14 protein-coding genes are annotated in these 20,805 nt (G+C 52.4%); 4 read left to right on the forward strand and 10 right to left on the reverse strand.

Annotated elements, in window-relative coordinates; translation table 11 throughout:
* Positions 1-70 precede the first annotated feature (70 nt).
* From tig to pflB, 4 genes are all read right to left on the reverse strand, one after another.
* Entirely contained in the window at positions 71-1,438 is a 1,368-nt protein-coding gene (gene tig, locus ABKA16_RS03365) for a trigger factor (protein WP_380998754.1), read from the reverse strand.
* A gap of 83 nt (positions 1,439-1,521) precedes the next feature.
* Positions 1,522-2,820 carry an HRDC domain-containing protein gene (locus tag ABKA16_RS03370; RefSeq protein ID WP_380998752.1) on the reverse strand — a complete coding sequence of 433 codons (1,299 nt, stop codon included), beginning with the start codon at positions 2,818-2,820 and terminating at the stop codon, positions 1,522-1,524.
* A 40-nt stretch (positions 2,821-2,860) separates the two neighbouring features.
* Complete coding sequence (gene pflA / locus ABKA16_RS03375) at positions 2,861-3,733, reverse strand: pyruvate formate-lyase-activating protein (RefSeq protein ID WP_380998749.1); 873 nt, start codon at positions 3,731-3,733, stop codon at positions 2,861-2,863.
* A 121-nt stretch (positions 3,734-3,854) separates the two neighbouring features.
* Complete coding sequence (pflB, locus tag ABKA16_RS03380; protein WP_380998746.1) at positions 3,855-6,212, reverse strand: formate C-acetyltransferase; 2,358 nt, start codon at positions 6,210-6,212, stop codon at positions 3,855-3,857.
* A gap of 217 nt (positions 6,213-6,429) precedes the next feature.
* On the opposite strand from pflB, the gene ABKA16_RS03385 reads away from it, so the two are divergent.
* Positions 6,430-7,680, forward strand: coding sequence for a glycosyltransferase (locus tag ABKA16_RS03385; protein ID WP_007147216.1), 1,251 nt, complete (start codon positions 6,430-6,432; stop codon positions 7,678-7,680).
* 29 nt (positions 7,681-7,709) lie between these two features.
* On the opposite strand, the gene ABKA16_RS03390 is transcribed toward ABKA16_RS03385, so the two are convergent.
* Positions 7,710-8,129: a hypothetical protein gene (locus ABKA16_RS03390; protein WP_380998743.1), complete on the reverse strand. Its 420-nt coding sequence runs from the start codon at positions 8,127-8,129 to the stop codon at positions 7,710-7,712.
* Positions 8,130-8,240: 111 nt separating this feature from the next.
* Here ABKA16_RS03390 and ABKA16_RS03395 point away from each other — a divergent pair, with 111 nt between their 5' ends.
* Positions 8,241-8,849 (forward strand): DUF998 domain-containing protein, encoded by a 609-nt coding sequence (locus ABKA16_RS03395; protein ID WP_380998740.1) that lies wholly within the window; start codon positions 8,241-8,243, stop codon positions 8,847-8,849.
* 36 nt (positions 8,850-8,885) lie between these two features.
* Here the strand turns inward: ABKA16_RS03395 and ABKA16_RS03400 are convergent, their stop codons facing one another.
* Positions 8,886-10,565: an NAD+ synthase gene (locus tag ABKA16_RS03400; protein WP_380998737.1), complete on the reverse strand. Its 1,680-nt coding sequence runs from the start codon at positions 10,563-10,565 to the stop codon at positions 8,886-8,888.
* 235 nt (positions 10,566-10,800) lie between these two features.
* Between ABKA16_RS03400 and ABKA16_RS03405 the strand changes: the two genes are divergently transcribed.
* Positions 10,801-11,445 (forward strand): hypothetical protein, encoded by a 645-nt coding sequence (locus tag ABKA16_RS03405; RefSeq protein ID WP_380998734.1) that lies wholly within the window; start codon positions 10,801-10,803, stop codon positions 11,443-11,445.
* Positions 11,446-11,560: 115 nt separating this feature from the next.
* On the opposite strand, the gene ABKA16_RS03410 is transcribed toward ABKA16_RS03405, so the two are convergent.
* The 4 genes from ABKA16_RS03410 to ABKA16_RS03425 form a co-directional block, all read right to left on the reverse strand.
* Positions 11,561-12,985 carry a replication-associated recombination protein A gene (locus ABKA16_RS03410; RefSeq protein WP_007147211.1) on the reverse strand — a complete coding sequence of 475 codons (1,425 nt, stop codon included), beginning with the start codon at positions 12,983-12,985 and terminating at the stop codon, positions 11,561-11,563.
* Positions 12,986-12,987: 2 nt separating this feature from the next.
* Positions 12,988-16,227 carry a carbamoyl-phosphate synthase large subunit gene (gene carB, locus ABKA16_RS03415; protein ID WP_380998731.1) on the reverse strand — a complete coding sequence of 1,080 codons (3,240 nt, stop codon included), beginning with the start codon at positions 16,225-16,227 and terminating at the stop codon, positions 12,988-12,990.
* Positions 16,220-17,350 carry a glutamine-hydrolyzing carbamoyl-phosphate synthase small subunit gene (gene carA / locus ABKA16_RS03420; RefSeq protein WP_380998728.1) on the reverse strand — a complete coding sequence of 377 codons (1,131 nt, stop codon included), beginning with the start codon at positions 17,348-17,350 and terminating at the stop codon, positions 16,220-16,222. The genes carB and carA overlap by 8 nt, the downstream gene beginning before the upstream one ends.
* An 86-nt stretch (positions 17,351-17,436) precedes the next feature.
* Positions 17,437-20,094, reverse strand: coding sequence for a DEAD/DEAH box helicase (locus tag ABKA16_RS03425; RefSeq protein ID WP_380998725.1), 2,658 nt, complete (start codon positions 20,092-20,094; stop codon positions 17,437-17,439).
* Positions 20,095-20,305: 211 nt separating this feature from the next.
* Between ABKA16_RS03425 and ABKA16_RS03430 the strand changes: the two genes are divergently transcribed.
* Entirely contained in the window at positions 20,306-20,797 is a 492-nt protein-coding gene (locus ABKA16_RS03430; protein WP_380998719.1) for a LytTR family DNA-binding domain-containing protein, read from the forward strand.
* Positions 20,798-20,805: the final 8 nt, after the last annotated feature.

Consider the following 20,805-nt stretch of genomic DNA (forward strand, 5'->3'; position numbering starts at 1 on the left):
ACGAAAATATCCTGTACTGCTGTTCCGGCATGCAGGACGCGGGCACCGCTGCCTGTGGCTCAGGAGAAAATTATTTATCTGAGTTGGCGATCTCATCTGCTACGGCTGCAGCCTCAGATGCTGCTGCGACGCTTTCCTCTTCTTCAGCATCATCCGAGCCGAGGAAACGGCCAAGATCTACTGCATTGCCGTCAGTATCCTTAAACGTGACCTGACGCATTGCTTCAATCATGCCTTTGGACCGCGCAACTTCCTGGACAGCAGAATTCAGCTGCCCGTTCTGGACAATAGACGTAATGAAGTTAGACGGATCCATTCCGTACTGCTGGGCAATCGAGGCGAGGAAATTAGTAACATCAGCCTGTGTTACCTGCACATTCTGTGCCTCAGCAAGCGTATCCAGCACTATCTGGTCGCGCAGTTCTTTCTCAGCAGATTCCTCGGCTTCTTTTTTCTGCTCTTTTGTTGCCTTGGAAGCATCCTGCACACCCATCGAACGCAGATGATCGTTCACCGTATTCTCAAGAACACCTTTAGGAACCGGGATATCTTCGCCTTCTTTGAGCCTAGCCATGAAAGCATCGCGCGCCTCAGTTGCCTGACGTGCCTGGGCATCAGTTTCGCACTGTTTGCGGATATCTGCCTTCAGCTCATCAAGGGTATCGAATTCGGAAGCATCTTTAGCAAACTCATCATCCAGATCCGGAAGCTGCTCTTCCTTAACAGAATTCAGGGTCAGGTGGATCTGGGCTTTTTCGCCTTCATGGTCACCGCCCTCAAGCGTGCTTTCAAACGTCGTCTGCTCGCCGGCAGACAAGCCGTCTAAAGCCTCATCAAGCCCGTTGAGCATAGTCCCCGAACCGATCTCATAGCTGATGCCTTCCTGCGAATCCACAGTGTCGCCGTCAATCTCGGCGTTCAGGTCAATATTAGCGAAATCGCCTTTTTTCGCCGGCCGGTCAGCAGAAATCAGTGTGCTGAAACGCTGGCGCAGGGAATCAAGGCGCCTGTCCACATCTTCATCGGTCACAGCAGGGGCAGGGACCTCAATTTCCATACCTTCAAGCTTGGGAAGCTCAATTTCAGGCCGCACTTCCACTTCAGCAGTGAACTTTAGTTTTTTACTGTCTTCCCTGGATTCCGGAACATCTTTGACATCGATCTTGGGCTGGTCCATAGGGCGGAGCTTTTTCTGCTCAATAGCTGTGTTGTAAAACTCAGGGACACCATTATTGATGGCCTCCCCTACGACTGCACTGTATCCGAAACGCTGCTCAATAAGTTTCCCCGGGATATGCCCCTTCCTGAATCCCGGGATATTGACCTGGCCGGCAATATCCTTCCTGGCTTTATCCATATGCGGTTCAAGTTCTTCAGGGTCAATAGTTACTGTAAGGACCTTCTTAGTAGGTTCTACATTCCTAACGCTGATTTTCACGCTGGGCTCCAATTCGTCGTCTATTCGTATTTCGCTCCACGCTGTGCAGCAGCATCCTTCAGCTGTCTGCGTGAAGACAACCTTTATATAATAACGCTACTTAACGACTCAGAAAGCAGCTCAGCCTGCCATCTCCGCGCGGACTGGCTTATAAGGAAATCATAGACTTCCTGTGCCGAAAGCCTGACATTCTCCTGCCAGCACAGGTTCCTCAGGATCTTAGGCTTCAGCAGTATATCTGATGGGGTATGAGTATCTTCGCTGACCTGTGTTATAAGCTTCTTAGCATTCTGCAGCCTCGCAAACCGTTCAGGATGATGCACCTTCCAGAACTTCATGGATTTCGGGGCATTCGATGCACTGTCAGGATTGCCTTTTTTACGCTGGGGAAGCTGGTCTTCAGGAAGGTCCAGCGCCCTGGCTATTGCCTGCTTCCATATTGCCGACCGCACTTTCCTCTGGATCGGCGCATACCGTTCAAACATTTTGTCCCGCTCATCCCCTTTAACCATGCGTACCCGTTCGTTAAGGGACCGTATCCGCATAAATTCCTTTGAATTATGGGGTTTGCGCTGGGCAGCATCAATGATTGCAGCATCCGACAGGAGCAGGTTCGGAGCTATATCGAATTCGCGCGCGTACCGGTCGCGTACAGTCCACAGCTCACGTGCAACCGCCAGGCCGCGAAGGTCGTGGTCAATAGCAGTGATCCGCGATATCCTCCTCCATGGTTCAGGGTGCGGTTCCCTCGGCTGCATCCCTTTGTCCAGCAGGTAGCCGAATTCCTCCCTGGCCCATTCAGATTTCCCGGCCTTTCTAAGGTCAGCGGCCATCAGCTTTTTAAGCTCAATAAGGACTTCAACGTCTAAAGCAGCATAGTTCCTCATATCCCTGCCCAGAGGACGGTAGGACCAGTCTGCTGCAGAATGTTCTTTGGCAAGGGTGACCCCAAGATACCGTTCAGTCACCGCTGCAAGCCCGAAATGTGCCTGTCCAAGGAGACGTGCAGCCCTTTCGGTATCGAACAGCTTATAGGGTTTTATCCCCAATTCATTGAATCCCGGCAGATCCTGAAGGCTGTCATGGATAATCCACTCTGCTTCGCCGACAGCTTCATTGAAAACCGCCCAGGAAACACCCTGCCTGCTTAATGCGACAGGGTCAACTAACGCTATCCCAGCCCCTTCCCTTTTAAGCTGGACCAGCCAGTCCCGCTGCGAATACCGGTACCCTGAAGCCCTTTCAGCATCTGCCGCAACAGCACCTGACGCATTCGCAAAAGCGTCTACGAAATCATCGAAGCCTTCCCTGGTATCAATAACATCAGGTACGCCTCCTGAAGGCTGGGCGAGCAGATGTATATCACGCTGTTCTTTGACCATAGATTTCTATCGTGCCGGTTTTAACATACTTTTCAGCATTCTAGTACACTACAAAGCCATGTGCCTTGAACTGCCCCGCTACACGCCCTTTAAGGCTTGCTGACGGGCCTTTCGCATCTTCAAGGGGATACAGGATGCGCAGCTCATGCCACTTGGGGCGCCCCAGCTGATGGAAACCGAGGACATCTATATGTTCAACGGAATCGCCGAACTGCTCGCATATCCGGGCAACATTTTCAACATTTTCTTCAGAATCAGTGAGCCCGGGGACGAGCACGAAACGGATCCAGATCTTTACACCCTGCGCAGAAAGGCGTTTCCCAAAATCTATTGTTGGCTGAAGGGTCCCGCCTGTAACACGGCGATACGTTTCCTCATCGCCGGATTTAACATCAAGAAGGCAAAGGTCAATATCCCTGATATCTTCATCCGTATAGTTCTTGCCAAGGAAGCCTGATGTATCAAGGCAGGTATGGACACCCATCTCCTTTGCGGCGCGGAAAATCCGGGTCACAAATCTAGGCTGCTGCATGGATTCCCCGCCGGAGAATGTGATCCCGCCGCCTGTAAGTTGGAAAAGGTCTTTATACCGCTCGACCTTTTTTATCATCGCATCCAGGTAGACAGGCTGCCCGTCCCTCATTTTCCAGGTGTCAGGATTCTGGCAGTACTGGCAGCGCAGCGGGCATCCGCTCATAAAAACAGTCATACGGGTTCCGGGGCCGTCCACGGAAGTATTGATATCCCATGAGTGCACGAAACCGATATCACCGGTTTTCAAAGCATCAAGCCTGTCCCTCCTGTCCAGCCCTATCGGGGATTCAAACCCGGAGAGGCCTCCCATAAGGGTCTGGCTTGCGTAAGCCTTCGACTCCCTGAGCATATGAGGCTTGGTCACACGAAATTCTGACATCCTTATTCCCCTGGCGATAGAGGGGAGGAGGCCAAAACGGCCCCCTCCCCGTAAAAGCTGCATCCTGCTTTGGCCTGCCCTGTGCGCAGCCTAAATGGCCGCAGCATCGCAGCAGCTAAGATTAATCAGTTACAGCTCCCTGATGGAAGGTACGTGAGATAACATCCAGCTGCTGTTCCTTCGTCAGCTTGACAAAGTTCACAGCATATCCGGATACACGCACTGTCAGGTGCGGATACTTCTCCGGGTTCTCGACAGCATCCTCAAGCTGTTCCTTGCGCAGGACGTTGATATTCGCATGGTACAGCCCATGCCCGTTGCCGGAATCCAGGATACCTACAAGGTTGGTGATGCGGTCATCCTCATCGCGGCCAAGGCCGTCAGGGGTGATCGTATTCGTCAGCGAAATGCCGTCAAGGGCATCATCATAATCAAGCTTGCCGACTGAGTACATGGAAGGAAGCATGCCGTGCGAATCCATGCCGTTCTCCGGGTTTGCGCCCGGGGCAAACGGAGTGCCCTTCTTATGCCCTGACGGGAAGGATCCCGTATTCTTACCATACTCAACATTGGAAGTGATAGTAAGGATAGACTGGGTCGGCACTGCGTCACGGTACACAGGAAGGCGGCGGACCTGGCCCATAACAGTGGATACTACCCACTTGGCAAGGTCGTCGGCGCGGTCATCGTCATTGCCGTAGACCGGGAACTCGCCGTCAGTCCTGAAGTTGACGATCAGGTCATCGTCCGCACCCTCAACATACTCAGGGGTACCCTTCGCATCCTTGTTGTAGATGGGATAGACCTTGGCGTACTTGACAGCGGACAGGGAGTCGGCAGCGATCGACAGGCCAGACATACCGCAGCCAAGGGTACGGTATACCTCTTTGTCGTGGAGCGCCATTTCAATAGCCTCGTAAGCATACTTATCATGCATGTAATGGATGATGTTCAGAGCCTCAACATAAGTCTCCGACAGCCATTCAAGAGCCTTCTCATAGTTGGCTACAACAGACTCGAAGCTGAGGGACCCATCTTCATTGAACTGCAGCGGAGACAGGACGCCTTCATCAATAACACGCAGGCCTGTCATCTCATCACGCCCGTCATTAAGGGCATAAAGGAATGCTTTAGCCGTGTTCACACGCGCAGCAAAGAACTGCATCTGCTTACCCACGCGCATCGGGGAAACACAGCAGGCAATAGCTGCGTCATCGCCCCAGTGGCTGCGGATATCCTTATCGGACTCATACTGGATAGCAGAAGTATCAATAGAGATCTTGGCGCAGAACCGCTTATACCCTTCGGGAAGCTTAGGATCCCAGAAAATGGTGATATTCGGCTCAGGCCCGGGCCCAAGATGGTCGAGAGTCAGGGTATTAAGCAAACGGAAAGAGGTTTTGGTAACCAAGGTACGCCCGTCATCGGCAAAGCCCGCATCTGACCATGTTGCCCAGTACGGATCCCCGGAGAAGATGTTGTCGTAATCCTTAGTGCGCAGGAAGCGGACAATACGGAGCTTCATAACGATATTGTCGATGATCTCCTGTCCATCCTGCTCATTGATAACGCCATTTTTCAGGTCGCGCTCGAAATAGCAGTCGAAGAAAGCGCTCAGACGGCCAATAGACATTGCCGCACCGTCCTGGCTCTTTACAGAGGCCAGATAACCCATATATGTCCACTGCACAGCTTCCCTGGCAGTACGTGCCGGGCGGCTCAGGTCAAGCCCGTACTCATTCCCCAAGACGACAAGCTTTTTCAGGGCTTTGATCTGCTCGTCATGCTCTTCGCGGAAACGGATCCAGTGTTCGATCTCCGGCTCTGTGAAATCATTGCGGTACGGTATGGAATCCTTATCGCGCTTTTTGAAAGCGATCAGGGTATTGACACCATACAGCGCCACACGGCGGTAATCGCCAATAATGCGGCCACGCCCATAGGCATCCGGAAGGCCGGTAAGGATCTTGTTGTGGCGCGCACGCTTGATACGTGCAGTATATACGCCAAAAACACCGTCATTGTGGGTTTTACGGTACCGGGTAAAGATCTTCTTGATCTCAGGATCAGGCTCCTTGCCTGCTTCAATAATAGCCTGTTCTACCATACGCCAGCCGCCATTAGGCATCATAGCGCGTTTGCAGGGGACATCTGTCTGAAGGCCAACAATAACATCATCCTGATCATCAATGTATCCGGCAGGGAAAGCATCAATATCCGCCGGCGTGTGTGTATCTACATCGTACACACGCTGCCTGCGCTCTACTGCCAGGTATTCGTCATCAAGCTTCTTCCACAGATGGCGGGTCTTTTCCGTGGCAGGTTCCAGGAATGACTCATCACCCTCATATGGCGTGTAATTCTTCTGAATAAAGTCACGCACATCAATATCATTCTGCCAGTTTCCTCCAACGAAGCCGTTCCACGCTTCAGCGCGGAGATCCTCTTCAGAAGCAACTGCTTTTTCTGTTGCTGTCATACGCACTCCTTAATGTGTGTCGTTTTACGATGCAGCTATGCACCGGATACTCCTATTGTACCCGGTAGGCAGTTCCAAAAAACCGCCAGTATTAAGCCCAGAAATGAAAGAATGCGTGACGTTGCTCACATCAGCTGTAGCCCGCAGTATCGCGTCACGATAGTATAGTACAGTAAGATTATTGTATATACTGTAAAACTATCCTGGATAGGTCCTTATGAAGATATGTTTCCTGACAGCTGGCACCAGAGGTGATGTCCAGCCATTCCTGGCACTGGCAAAAGAATTGGACCGCCGCGGGCACCATAGCGTTATTGCCGCCGGCAGCAGCTTCAGGGAAGCCATCGAAAAAGAAGGCGTCAGCTTTTATCCGGCTTCCCTCGATCTGATGCAAATTATCCGGACCCCTGAAGGAAAGGCGGTTTCGCAGGAACCCATCCGCCATATGAAGACTACACTGAAACTTGTCAGGGAAGTTATCAACCCCGGTTACCGTGCAACGATGGACGATTACTATACTGCTGCCCAGGGAGCCGATCTCATTGTCTACCACCCTAAAGCCCTGGGTGCTGTTGATGTGGCTGTTAAACTCGGCATACCCTGTGTCAGCATGCCTCCTGCCCCGGTTCTTTACCCGATAAGCAGCTTCCCCTGCCCTGCGGTCTCGTCTTATCATAATTTTGGACCGTTCCTTAACCGCAAAACCTATTTGGTGAACCGCAGAAGCGAATCAGCGCAGATATCCCTGATCAACCAGTTCCGGCATGATACCCTGGGCCTTCCTGCGCGTAAAACCGGAGCGTATACATATTATCGGGAAGGCCAGGAAATACCGATTATCTACCCGATAAGCCCAAGCCTCTTCTCAGATGTTACCGATTGGGAAGGCCATGTCCGGCTGCCGGGGTTCTTCTTCCTCAACACACAGGATGCACTGGACAAAAAACTTGAACAGTTCATATACTCCGGGCCCGAACCTGTAGCCGTTACTTTCAGCAGTATCGTATTAAAAAATCCGCACCGTTTCATGGATATGCTGGAAAGCGCTGCGCAGGCAACAGGGCAGCGTATCGTCCTCCTGACAGGCAACAGCTCTATTGACTTCAGCGGCAATGACCTGATTTTTGCGGCAGAGCAGGCGCCGCATGACCTTCTGTTCAACAGATGCTGTGCAGTTTTCCACCATGGCGGGGCAGGGACATCAGCAGCGGCATTAAGGGCAGGTATACCGCAGCTGATAATGCCGTGTTCAGGCGATCAGCCTTTCTGGGCACAGTACCTGTACCGTAAAGGGTATGCATTAAAACCGATCTCCGAGCAGGCGCTTACAGCGGAGAAATTAAAACAGCACTTTCATATGCTTAAAGAAGCTGGTATCCGCGGGCAATCGGAAAAGATAGGGGCTGTACTCAAACAGGAACATGGAACGGAAAACGCTGCAGACTGGATCATTACCAATTACGGCTGATGCTGTGCTGCGTGGAACTGTCCGTACGGTCAGATCCATGAAGGATTATCGCTGCCGGAGTTCCGGGCAGGGTCATGGTCTGTGCTGCTACCTCCAGTTCGTGAGGCCTCTTTAGGGCTGTCAGTATCTTGGGAGTCATCCCCTGCCCATTCCTTATCTTCAGCTTCCCATATATCGTTGCGCGCACGGGCTATCTTCAAAGCACGTTCTGCATCCTCGCGCGTATCATACGGACCCATGCGATGGGTAAATGAGGACAGTTTGCCGTGTTCTACGTCACCGGTACGGGTATTGTAATACCACTTCTTCCCGTCGGACAGATCAGGCAATTCATCATTGCTGACCGGCGGCAGTTCTTTCCTTAGCGCCTCAATATCAATGCGGACCTTTTCCCCAGGATTTTCGCTGTTGCCGCTGCCTTTCACAGTGCCAGCTGTATCTTTGTCCATAACCATGGTTCCTTTCCGACAGGGCTGTATATTGGCTATAACAGGTTTACAGAGGTTTTTCAGGTATATATAATATAAATCTGTGTATAGCTTATATCAAAAGGGATGCTTATGGCAATTTTCAGCGCTTCCATTTCCATTCTCTGCATAGTTTTCTACCTGGGGATAATGGCCTATCTTCACATAGCCAATAAGCACATTTACAGTCCGATACATCATGCAGTCAGTGATTACGGCGTAGGGCAGAGCAGGAAATATTTCCTTCTTGCCGGATATTCGGGCATTATACGGAATATCTTTATAGCGATCGCCCTTGTCGCATGGAAGTACGTATTTACTTTCAAAAGTATCGCAATTATTATGCTCATTTTTACGCTGGTCGGTTTCATAGGGGTAGCTGTGTTCCCTACTGATATTGAAGGGGCGCCAAAAACTGCACAAGGGAGGCTGCATCTTCTGTTTGCAGTACTCCAGTTCACTGCATTAGCTATCCTCATACTCAATATGACGGATTATCTTAAGCCGGTAAGTATGGGATTTTTTGTTGTCCTTAAGGCGATCGAATATTTCGTCAGGATAGGGCTGAGTACCCTTATTTTGGGAATGGTCCTGCCGGTTATGAAAAAATATTTCGGCCTTTTTGAACGCATTTTCCTATACTCCGGGAACATATATTTCCTGGTTTTCTGCATTCTGATCATCTCAACACAGCTGCGATAGGTGCTTTTACGCCTTCTGGTCTGCCGCAGCCCGGCATCACCCCTGCGGCCGGTCCTCCCGAAATGCGCTGGTCACAGGGAGGCGGCGGTCACGGCCAAAAGCTAGGGCTGTGACTTTAGGTCCCAGCGGATACTGGCGCCGTTTCCACTCTGCCTGGTCTACAAGGCGCATGACTGTATTGACTGTTTGCGCATCAAAACCGTCATTAAGGAGGTCTTCGCGCCCATGGACCTTTTCAATATATGCTTCTAAAACTTTATCAAGCAGCGCATACTCTGGCAGCGAATCAGAATCCTTCTGCCCCGGCCTCAATTCAGCACTCGGGGCTTTCGTGATGGAATTCTCCGGGATGGGAGGTACTTCTCCCCTGCGGCGTGCCGCATTATTACGCCACCGGGCAAGCTTCCATACTTTGGTTTTCAATATATCTTTGATAGGCGCATAACCGCCGACAGCATCGCCATAGATCGTAGAATATCCGCAGGCAAGCTCAGATTTATTCCCTGTAGCAAGGGCAAGGAGGCCTTTTGAATTGGAATAGGCCATCACCAGTACACCGCGTATACGTGCCTGGAGGTTTTCGGCAGCTACGCCGTCAACGCCTGTCTGTCCCTCAAAAACTTTGAATAAAGGCTCAATAGGCTGTATCTCATAATGTGCATGGATACGTGAGGCCAGATCAGCGGCGTCATCTTTAGACCCATCAGATGAATACATGCTGGGCATGGAAAGCCCCCATACATTTTCCCCGCCGCAGGCATCAGCTGCCATGGCCGCAACAAGAGCTGAATCTATACCGCCGGACAGCCCCAGGACCACACCGGTGAAGCGGTTCTTTTCCATATAATCGCGCAATCCGGTAACGCATGCCGTATAGACTTCTTCATCAGAGTCCATCACGGGTGCTGTCTGCACCCCGTTATCAGCACCGGATCCGGGGCCGGAAACACTTTCAGGCACAGTATACGTCCAGAGAACCAGATCTTCAGCAAACTGTCTGGACCGTTCAATGACTGATCCGTCCCTGCTGACAATAAAGCTGGCCCCGTCAAAGACAAGGTCGTCCTGCCCCCCTACCTGGTTAAGGTAGATAACGGGGGCATTGACCTGCCGGGCACGCCGCCTGCACAGGTCAACACGGGTATGGAATTTGCCTTCCTCATAAGGCGAACCGTTGATAGTTGCCAGGATATCAATACCTTTGTGCGCCAGTTTTTCAACAGTCCCCCCGTCCTGCCATATATCCTCGCAGATAGCGAAACCTATCCGCCTGCCTTTTACTGTGAGGATAAGGTCGTCCTGCCCAGGTGCAAAAATCCTGAATTCATCGAATACGCCGTAATTAGGCAAAAAATGCTTATCATACTGGGCTTCGGCTGTACCGCTATGGATAACCAGCAGCCTGTTGCGCGGCTTCCCGCTGCTGTCTGTACCTACTGTGCCCAGGACGACGTATAGCTGCCCCAATCCTTCTTCTTTAAGGGACCGGGCTATATTCCCGACTGCTGCATCTGCCGCTTTGCGGAAGGTATTGCGAAAGGCAAGGTCCTCAATAGGATACCCCGTTACGGCCATCTCAGGAAAAAGGACAATATCCGCGTTTTTCTCCGCAGCGGTACGCGAGTAACCCAGGATCTTAGCGGCATTCCCGTCAAGGTCGCCAACACACGTATTGATCTGGGCCAAAGCAAAAGTAAGCTCTCCACTTGTTTCCATACCGTTATACTAATACCTGTGCAAGATTCCTCTACCCGTTATGCGGCTGAGTACTCCGAACAGCCTTACTTTTATCAGTTTACATTCAGCTTTAACTATGATTCTTAAAAGTTAATTATTAAATCCATATCAGCTTCAATGAAGATTATTTTGAGAAAAGAACATTGTAATAGATACTGCCAGGACATCTGGTACCCATAATTAAAGATACGGCACTCATGCTGAAAGGAAAACAATGAGTACACCAGACTATAATGATGAAGCTTCTGCTAAGAAGGCTTCTGCAGATACGTATGCAGCAGAAACTGCCGCCCTTCCTAAGACTGATTATGCTAATGACCCCGCAAATATGCAGTACGCTGCCCAACCGGAAAGCTTCGCATCGGGTGCAGTGCCGTCAGCAGCTGCAGTGCAGGGCACACAAAAGCGAAGCAATAAGGTAGTGCTTCTGGCAGCAGGAGTGGCCCTGGCATGCGGCCTCGCAGGAGGCGCAGCCGGAGGGGCGATCTATACAGCAGCTGCGGGGGCAGCTTCAGCTTCAAGCAATGGGATGCCGGGCGGCGGGTCGGGAGGTTCCCGGGGCGGCATGGGGCAGGGGCCGGGAAGCACAGGATCTAACAGCGGCCCGGGTAGCAACGGTCCACAGGGGAATACCCAGAACGGCACAGGTACACCGGGCAGTTCAAACTCAGGCTCACAGGGGAATTCAGCTCCCAATGGGGCACCGGGTTTGAACTCAGGAAACAGTCAAAGCGGGTCAGCCCCGGCTGGCCCCGGCAGCAATGGAGGTGGTAATTCGTCGGCGAATCAGAATACGGCACCGGGGGTGTCCTCAGGGACTAATGGAGCTGATTCAGGATCGTCCGGCGATTCTCATTGATTAGCAGAAAAATACTATTTATTGCCATCTGGATTATGATAGCGGGCTTGGGGCCACAGCTCCAAGCCCATTTTATTATTTTTACTGCCGTCCAGGATCCGGCTGTGGTACAGTATCACTTATTGCTGTTGCTGCTGTTATCCTGCTCACCAGCATGGCCGGGATCCTGCGGCCGGCCGCCGCCATGAAGTATCTCACGGATAGTATCAAGCCGCGGCTTCAATTCACGCTCATAACCGTTAGGCTTCGGGTGGTAGTATTCACGTCCGCGCAGTTCCTCCGGCATATATTCCTGCCGGGCAATATCATGCGGTGCATCATGGGCATAAATGTAGCCGTCATGGTTCCCCCACTCCTTCATCAAAGCAGTGGGGGCATTGCGCAGATGCAGCGGGACCTGCCCTATATCCCCCGCATCCACATCAGCCAGCGCTGCATCGATCGCCATATAGCTTGCGTTTGACTTAGGTGCAGTTGCTACTGCGATTACAGCCTGCGAGAGTATGATCCGCGCTTCCGGCATACCTATCATCGATACAGCCTGTGCAGCGGCAACCGTAATACCCAGTACCTGCGGGGCTGCCATCCCTACCTCTTCTGACGCAGCTATCATAATGCGGCGTGCTATGAACCGGGGATCCTCCCCCGCACGGATCATACGGGCCAGATAATGCAGGGAGGCATCCACATCGGATCCCCGCATGGATTTGATAAATGCACTGGCAACATCGTAATGGCCGTCACCATCACGGTCGTACCGGACCTGTGCGGTATCCATAACGCGGGAAATAGTATCAGAAGTGATAACGGCACGGCGTTTGCCTTTAGCCCTCTCCCTATCGCCGGTAACAGCACCGGCAGCAGCCTCAAGGATAGTCAGGGACTTGCGAGCGTCCCCTCCGGCCATGCGCACTATATCATCAACGGCAGTATCGCTGATGCGGACCTCATTGTGGAGCCCTTTCCTGCTGCGGACAGCACGCTCAACGATTTCGCGTATATTGTCGTTGGACAGCCCCTCAAGCTTCACCACTACTGATCGTGAAAGGAGAGGCGGGATAACGGAAAAACTCGGGTTCTCCGTAGTAGCGCCTATAAAGGTCACATCCCTGTTCTCTACGCTTGGGAGCAGGGCATCCTGCTGGGATTTGGAGAAGCGGTGGACTTCATCAATGAACAGGACAGTTTCCCGTCCCTGCGATACCAGACGTTCATGGGCACGGGCAAGTACCTCGCGCACATCTTTAACACCGGAAGTAACTGCTGAAAGCTCTTCAAAAGCACGCCCCGACTGCTGCGCTGTGATATATGCCAGAGTAGTCTTCCCTACTCCCGGAGGGCCGAAAAGGATAATCGACGTAGGCGCTGTCCGCGAATGCGAAGGCTCAGCCGCAACACGGCGCAGCGGCGACCCCTGTGTGAGCGCATGCTCCTGCCCTATGACTTCATCTAGCGATGCAGGGCGCATCCGTACAGCAAGCGGCCGTGTTGCCACACCATCCGGTACTTCAGCAGCATCAAAAAGGTTATCTCCAGCCATTTTTACTCAGCCGCCGATCTGCTGCATTGCCCGCCCATGCTTTCCAGCCTGAATGTACGCGATTCCATAACGCTCAGCAGCGCCCGTGCTGTATCAAAGCTTGTCATGCACGGGATGGCATTCTCGGCGCTCACACGGCGGATCAGGAACCCGTCGTTCTGCAGATCCCTGTTTGAACTGGAGATAGTATTGATCACAAAATTCACATGGCCTTTCTGGATCAGGTCCGTTACTGAATCATGCCCCTCAGCGGCCTCGCTTACTTTTGCAGCATTACGGACAAACAGTGAGCTGTCATGCCTTTTCAGATATGCGGCTGTACCGCCCGTTGCATAAATGCCATATCCGATCGCTGAAAAACGCCTGGCCAGGTCCAAAGCCTCTGCCTTGTCATTATCTGCAACGGTGATCAGTACATTCCCATGCTCCGGTATCTGCACTCCGCTTGCGACCAGGGCCTTATACAGCGCCTTGTCAAGGGTGCCGTCGCCTCCCAGTGCCTCGCCTGTTGATTTCATCTCAGGGCCAAGCACCGTATCCACACTGCGCAGTTTGGCAAAAGAGAACACAGGGGCCTTCACGAATACAGCATTTTGGGGCTCCTGCCTGTACCCGGGGGTAAGGCCCTGGTCCCTGACAGACTGCCCGAGGATCGCCCGTGCAGCTATATTGCCCATAGCAACGCCAGTGATCTTGCTCAGGAAAGGTACGGTACGCGAGCTGCGGGGATTGACCTCAAGGACGTACACCCGGTTCTCCTTATCAACGATAAACTGGATATTATACAGCCCTATAAAATGGAAGCCTCTGCCGATACGTGCAGTATAATCAATGATAGTATCCTTAACATCCTGCGGGACCATCTGCGCAGGATACACGGAGATCGAATCCCCGGAATGGATGCCTGCACGTTCAATATGCTCCATAACACCCGGGATATAAACATTTTCGCCGTCAGCAACAGCATCCGTTTCCAGCTCCCTGCCCATGATGTAGCGGTCGACAAGGATCGGCGCATCGTGGCTGATCTCCTTCACCGCAGTAGCCATATAGACCCTGAGCTCACCATCATTATGGACGATCTCCATGGCACGCCCGCCCAGGACATAGCTGGGCCGTACAAGCACGGGATAACCGATACGGTTTGCAATGGCAAGTGCTTCATCAACAGTTACTGCAGTGTCGCCTTCGGGCTGAGGTATCCCCAGCCCCTTCAAAGCAGCCTCAAATTTATGGCGGTCTTCAGCCCTGTCAATATCCTCCAGTGATGTCCCCAGAATGCGCGCTCCCCGCTCTTCAAGGGATGCCGCAATATTGATGGCTGTCTGCCCGCCAAACTGGACAACGACGCCAAGCGGCTGCTCAAGGTCAATGACATGCATGACATCTTCAACGGTAAGGGGCTCAAAATACAGTTTGTCGCTGATGGAAAAATCTGTTGATACGGTTTCCGGGTTATTGTTGATAACGATAGCTTCATAGCCCTCATCGCGCAATGTTTCCACACAATGCACCGTTGCATAGTCGAATTCCACACCCTGCCCGATACGGATAGGCCCCGAACCCAGGACTACCACTTTTTTGCGGTCCGAGCGCAGGGATTCGTTCTGCGAACCGTTTTCATACGTGGAATAAAAATACGGCGTTGTGCTGGCAAATTCACCAGCGCAGGTATCCACCATCTTATAGACAGGGGTAATCCCATACTCCCGGCGCATACTGTAAATGCTGGCCTCATCCATACCCCACGCACGTGCGATATACGGATCGGAAAAACCGCTCCGCTTTGCATCCCGCAAAACATCCCTGTCGCCTTTGTTCTCACGAAGCATATTTTCCAGGCGTATGATTTTCTGAAGGTGGGACAGGAAGAAATCATCTATTTTTGTAATATCATGAACCTCCTGCGCGCTGTACCCGTTGCGAAGCCACTGCATTACAGCAAAAATACGGCTGTCATCGCGGCTGCGGATACGGTGCATCAGCTCCTGCCTGTCAAGCCCTGAATAATCGGGCCATTGCGCATGGTCAAGCTTCATTTCAAGCGAGCGTACTGCCTTGAGGAAGCTCTCTTCAAAGGTGCGGCCGATAGCCATAACTTCGCCCGTAGCCTTCATCTGCGTACCAAGCTGGCGGTCCGCACCGGGGAATTTGTCAAAGGGAAAACGCGGGAATTTCGTCACGATATAATCCAGAGCCGGCTCAAAACAGGCATACGATGTCCCTGTCACAGGGTTGATGATCTCATCCAGATGCAGCCCGACAGCAAGCTTCGCACTGACCTTGGCGATCGGATATCCTGTTGCCTTGCTTGCCAGCGCTGACGACCGCGATACACGCGGGTTGACTTCGATCACATAATATGAGAAACTGTCCGGATCCAGCGCCAGCTGGACATTGCACCCGCCGCATATCTTCAAAGCCCTGATGATCCTTAATGAAGCGTCACGCAGCATCTGGTTCTCCCGGTCGGTAAGCGTCTGCACAGGTGCCGTTACAATACTGTCGCCTGTATGGATCCCGACCGGATCAATGTTTTCCATGGTGCATACCACGATGGCATTATCATGGGCATCACGCATAACTTCATATTCGATCTCTTTGAAACCCGCGATACTGCGCTCAATGAGGCACTGGTGCACCGGGCTCATTTTCAGCCCGGCATCAGCTATACGGCGAAGCTCCTGCCTGTTATGCGCAAAACCGCCGCCAGTGCCGCCCAGCGTATATGCCGGCCGCACAACCACGGGATACCCGAGTTCACTGGCATATTTCTCTGCATCTTCTACAGTATGGACTATATCGCTTTCCGGGACAGGCTCCCCCAGTTCGTTCATCAGTGAGCGGAAGAGCTCCCGGTCTTCAGCCTTATTGATAGCCTCAAGGTCTGTTCCCAGTATTTCTACGCCAAATTCATCGAGCACCCCGTCATTATGGAGGGCAACGACCAGGTTCAGGCCGGTCTGCCCGCCCAGCGTTCCCAGGATGGCATCAGGCCTCTCCTTATATATTACGCGCTTGAGGAATTCCGTAGTCAGCGGTTCAATATATACCCTGTCTGCGATAGATGTATCTGTCATAATCGTTGCGGGGTTTGAATTGACAAGGACTACCTCATACCCCTCTTCCCGCAGTGACTGGCATGCCTGGGACCCTGAATAGTCAAATTCAGCTGCCTGCCCGATAACTATAGGTCCGGAACCGACAACAAGTATTTTATGGATATCTGTACGTTTAGGCATTCCGAACCTCCATGTTGTCACGCCGGCCGGGACGGACAGATCCCGCATTGCCGGCATATTCCCTGTCCATCAGGGCAATAAACTCATCGAATAAGTAATTGCTGTCATGCGGTCCGCTGCTTGCCTCAGGATGGTACTGCACTGAGAATACAGGGAATTCCTGATGCCGTACCCCTTCACACGTTTTATCATTAAGCGACTCATGAGTGACCTCAAGCCCCGTTCCGGCAAGGCTTCCGATGTCTACAGAATATCCGTGGTTCTGCGCTGTTATTTCTACACGCCCTGTAGACAGGTTCTTCACAGGATGGTTGGATCCGCGATGGCCGAACTTCAGTTTGAAAGTCCGTGCCCCGCATGCCAGGGAAATAAGCTGATGCCCCAGGCATATGCCAAATATGCTTACCTGCCCTAAAAGACGGCGTACTGTGTCGATTGCTTCGGGGATATCAGCAGGATCCCCCGGGCCGTTGGACAGCATTACGCCATCAGGGCGGTACTCCATGATCTGTTCCGCATCCGTATTCCACGGTACAACGATCAGATCGCAGTTCCGTTTTGACAGTTCGCGGATTATACCGAGTTTCTCGCCGAAATCCATCAGCACAACTTTATGCCCGCGGTTAGGGACAGGGAACGGGCGGGCTGTTGATACACGCTTCACCTGGTCATGCAGATAATCTGCCGACCTCAGCTGTGAAACAAGCGTATCAGTATCAGCATCGGCAGCAGCCATTGCTGCCTTCATCGTCCCGGCCTCACGTATCTTCAAGGTCAGGGCACGAGTATCAATGCCATATATCCCCGGTATGCCCTTCTGCTTCAGATACTGGTCCAGCGTCTCCCGGCTCCGCCAGTTATTCGGCTCAGGGCAGTAATCGCGTACAGCCAGGCCGAACAGGGCAGGTTCCAGGCTTTCGTTATCGTCACCGTTTATGCCGTAATTACCAATAAGCGGGTAGGTCATTGTAACGATCTGCCCGCAATAGGAATTATCTGTGATGATTTCCTGGTACCCTGTCATTGATGTATTAAAAACCAGTTCACCAATACGGAAAATATCGGATCCGAAGGCGAAGCCCCTGTATATCGTCCCGTCTTCGAGGACCAGCAACCGTTCCATAACAGCCTCCCCGCATACTGGGGAGCAAGGCCACAGCATGCAAGATCTTATGCGTTGAGCTTGTGGATATCCCTATTATTTAAGCGTTACGGTTCGACATCGCGCAGCTGCTCAGCAGCGCCCACCCTGTACCGTCTGAATACCGCATCGCCCTCGTCCTGTGTCTTTACTATATCGACAATACCGTCAATGGCCCAGTCATTGTCGCCGTCGCTGTCGCATACCACCTGGCGGACATGCCATGTATGGCTTGCCGCTTCCTGTGAATCGTCAAGGATGAAGAACTCTGCAGAACGGGCATCGGTATCTGTAAGGATATCATCATGGGCATCAAAGAAACCATCGAGGGCAGCATCCCATTCATGGACCCCATATCCGTAACTGCCATCCATTTCCCCTAAGGTCTGGCTGTCCTCAAGCGCCATAAGCTGCACCCGGCGGAACATCGCGTTACGGACGAGGACGCGGAGCGCGCGGCGGTCGGCGGCTACCGCTTCCATACCTGAAGGTGGCGGCGCGGAAAAAGCTTCCTGGGATCCGGCGCGGCCGTTACGCTCCCTGGATGCTTCGCCGTAAGAATTTTCCCATTCGTCAACAAGCGAGGAATCCACAGTCCGCACAACGTACCCCAGCCACTGGATGATATCGCGCAGGCGCTCATCCGCCTTATCCGGGGGAACAGTACGCGAAAGTACGCGGTATGCATCGCTGAGATACCGCAGAAGCGTGCCTTCGCTGCGGGACACCCCATAACTTGAAATATACTGGGAGAAATCAGCTGACTGTTCAATCATGTCGCGCAGGACTGATTTTGGTTTTACATCATAATCCGCCGCCCACGGCATATCGCGGAGATACTGGTTAAAAGCGGGTATGAGCAGATCCTTGAGCGGCTGCGGATACGTAACCTCCTGCAGCCTGTCCATACGCTCATCATAATCTATCCCTTCATCCTTCATACGGACCATGGCTTCATCGCGTTCCCGCCGCTCCTGCACACGCAGTATTGGACGGGGATCCTCCAGGGTAGCTTCAGCAGCAGAAATGATATTCAGCGCATATGCAGGGTCATCAGGGTCAAGAAGCTCAAGTGCAGCTATAAGGAATGGCGCTAACGGCTGGTCCATCGCAAGGTCATCAGGCATATCCACTGCAAGCGTGTAATCTGTGGTGCCGTCTTCCAGTTCCCATTTCTCAGCGATCCCGGAACTGATAAGTGTCTGCATAACAGATGCTGCAGTTTCCAGGAGCTCCTTTTTATCCCCCTCAGGCTGGGCACTGCTGCTTATAAGCTCCCTGATACGCTTCCATGCATTGCCTCCCTGGGCGATCTCATCAAGGACGAGTGAATGGGAAACCTTCATATGCGGCACAAGCGTTTCCGGCTGCATGCCAATAAGTTTCGTCAATGTTGCCTCGCTCCAGTTCACAAAACCTTCAGGGGCTTTTTTACGTTTGATTTTTTTAAGCTTTTTGGGATCATCCCCCGCTTTGGCCAGAGCCTTCGCATTTTCTATCTCATATTCAGGCGCGAGGGCTATCACCAGCCCTTCTGTATCAAACCCTGAACGGCCTGCCCGGCCTGCTATCTGATGGAACTCGCGCGCCTTAAGGCGCCGCTGCCTCCTTCCGTCGAATTTAGCCAATGCCGTCAGCACAACCGTATGTATCGGGACATTGATCCCTACTCCCAATGTATCCGTCCCGCAGATCACGGGCAGAAGCCCGTCCTGGGCCAGCTGTTCCACCATCCTCCTGTACCGCGGAAGCATACCCGCATGATGGACACCGACACCATTGAGCAGCAGGCGTTTTAAGGACTTCCCAAAAGCTGTGGTGAATTTTGTATGTGCCAATGCCCTACGGATCTGATCACGCTGCCCTTTGCTCGAGACCCCCAGGCCTGACAGGTCTTCAGCAGTATTCACAGCGGCATCCTGCGAAAAATGGACTATATAAACAGGGACCTGCCCCCTGCTGATAAGCCTGTTCACTACAGACTGCAGGGGCTCAGCGGCATACGTATATTCCAGAGGCACAGGGCGCTGCGCATCAGCAATAGTATCCACCGTACGGCCTGTATTGTCTTCTATCAGCGCAGCAATATCACTGGTGTCTCCCAGTGTTGCACTCATGAGCAGGAACTGGGCATTATGCAGCACGAGCAGCGGTATCTGCCAGGCCCAGCCACGGTCAGGATCCCCGTAAAAATGGAATTCGTCCATGGCAACATAACTGATATCAGCTTTTTTGCCTTCCCTGAGCGCCTGGTTCGCAAGTATCTCAGCAGTGCAGCAGATTACGGGCGCCTGCGGGTTGATACGTGTATCGCCTGTGATCATACCGACATATCCGGCACCGAAAATAGAAACTAATTCAAAAAATTTTTCGCTGACAAGCGCCTTGATAGGGGCGGTATAGTATGACCGCCCGCCGCGGCACAGCGCCATAAAGTGCATTGCGACAGCTATTAGGGATTTCCCTGACCCCGTGGGCGTGCTGACAATGGCATGATTGCCGGATAACAGCGCGAGTACCGCTTCCTCCTGATGAGGCCACAGCGTGAGATGCCTGACTGAGCTGACCCATCTTTCGAAGCGGGCAAGGATCTCATCATCATCCAGTTCTGCAGCACCCGGGCTGAAGGAGCCTTCCGGGATCAAAGACCCCAGTGCAGCAGGCGCATGCTTCGGTCCGGACGGCCCGGACAGATCCGTGCTTCCTGGAATATCAGTATGTGCCATTACCATCCGCTCCTATAAGTCAGGGATCAGTTTCGTAAACAGTCTGTACCGGGCTATTCCATCATATAGTGCGGCATAACAAACCGCTCACCGTGCTTTACCTGCCGTTCACCCAAATCACGTACCACAGGCCGGACTGGTGCTTTATAGTGGTATTACCGCCGGGGATATTCAGCGGAAGGCAAACATCATTGGAAAGGAGGTCGGCCTTATGAAAGTCAATTTCCATATTGACCCACAGATGGCGGATGAACAGCACACAGATTTCTATATCACTGAAATCACTGACAGCATACAGTCTGCCGCTGACCTGCTCACTGCCGAAAGGCCATTACATGACCACCACCATCCGGAGATTCCTACCGGGGATACCGGCAGTCCTGACATAGTGTGGTGCACTATGGGGACTTCCCTCGTACCGGTAAATACTGATGATATTTATGCTGTGTATACTTTCCATGACCGCACCTGTGTGGCAACAAAAGATGCGCAGTATGAATACAAAGGCAGGCTTTACCAGATACGGGAGCTGCTTCCCGAAAAGTTTATTGAAACCTCGCGGAATGCCTCACTGAACATGGACTATATCCAGTTCCTGGACCTGAGTTTCAGCGGGACTATCACCGTTTTTATGAAAAACAAACAGAAAATCCAGGTATCACGCCGTTTTATAAGCGAATTCAAGCGAAGGCTTGGGTTATAACTGCTGAT

It is taken from the genome of Scardovia wiggsiae, from assembly GCF_051045985.1.
GTDB lineage: Bacteria > Actinomycetota > Actinomycetes > Actinomycetales > Bifidobacteriaceae > Scardovia > Scardovia wiggsiae.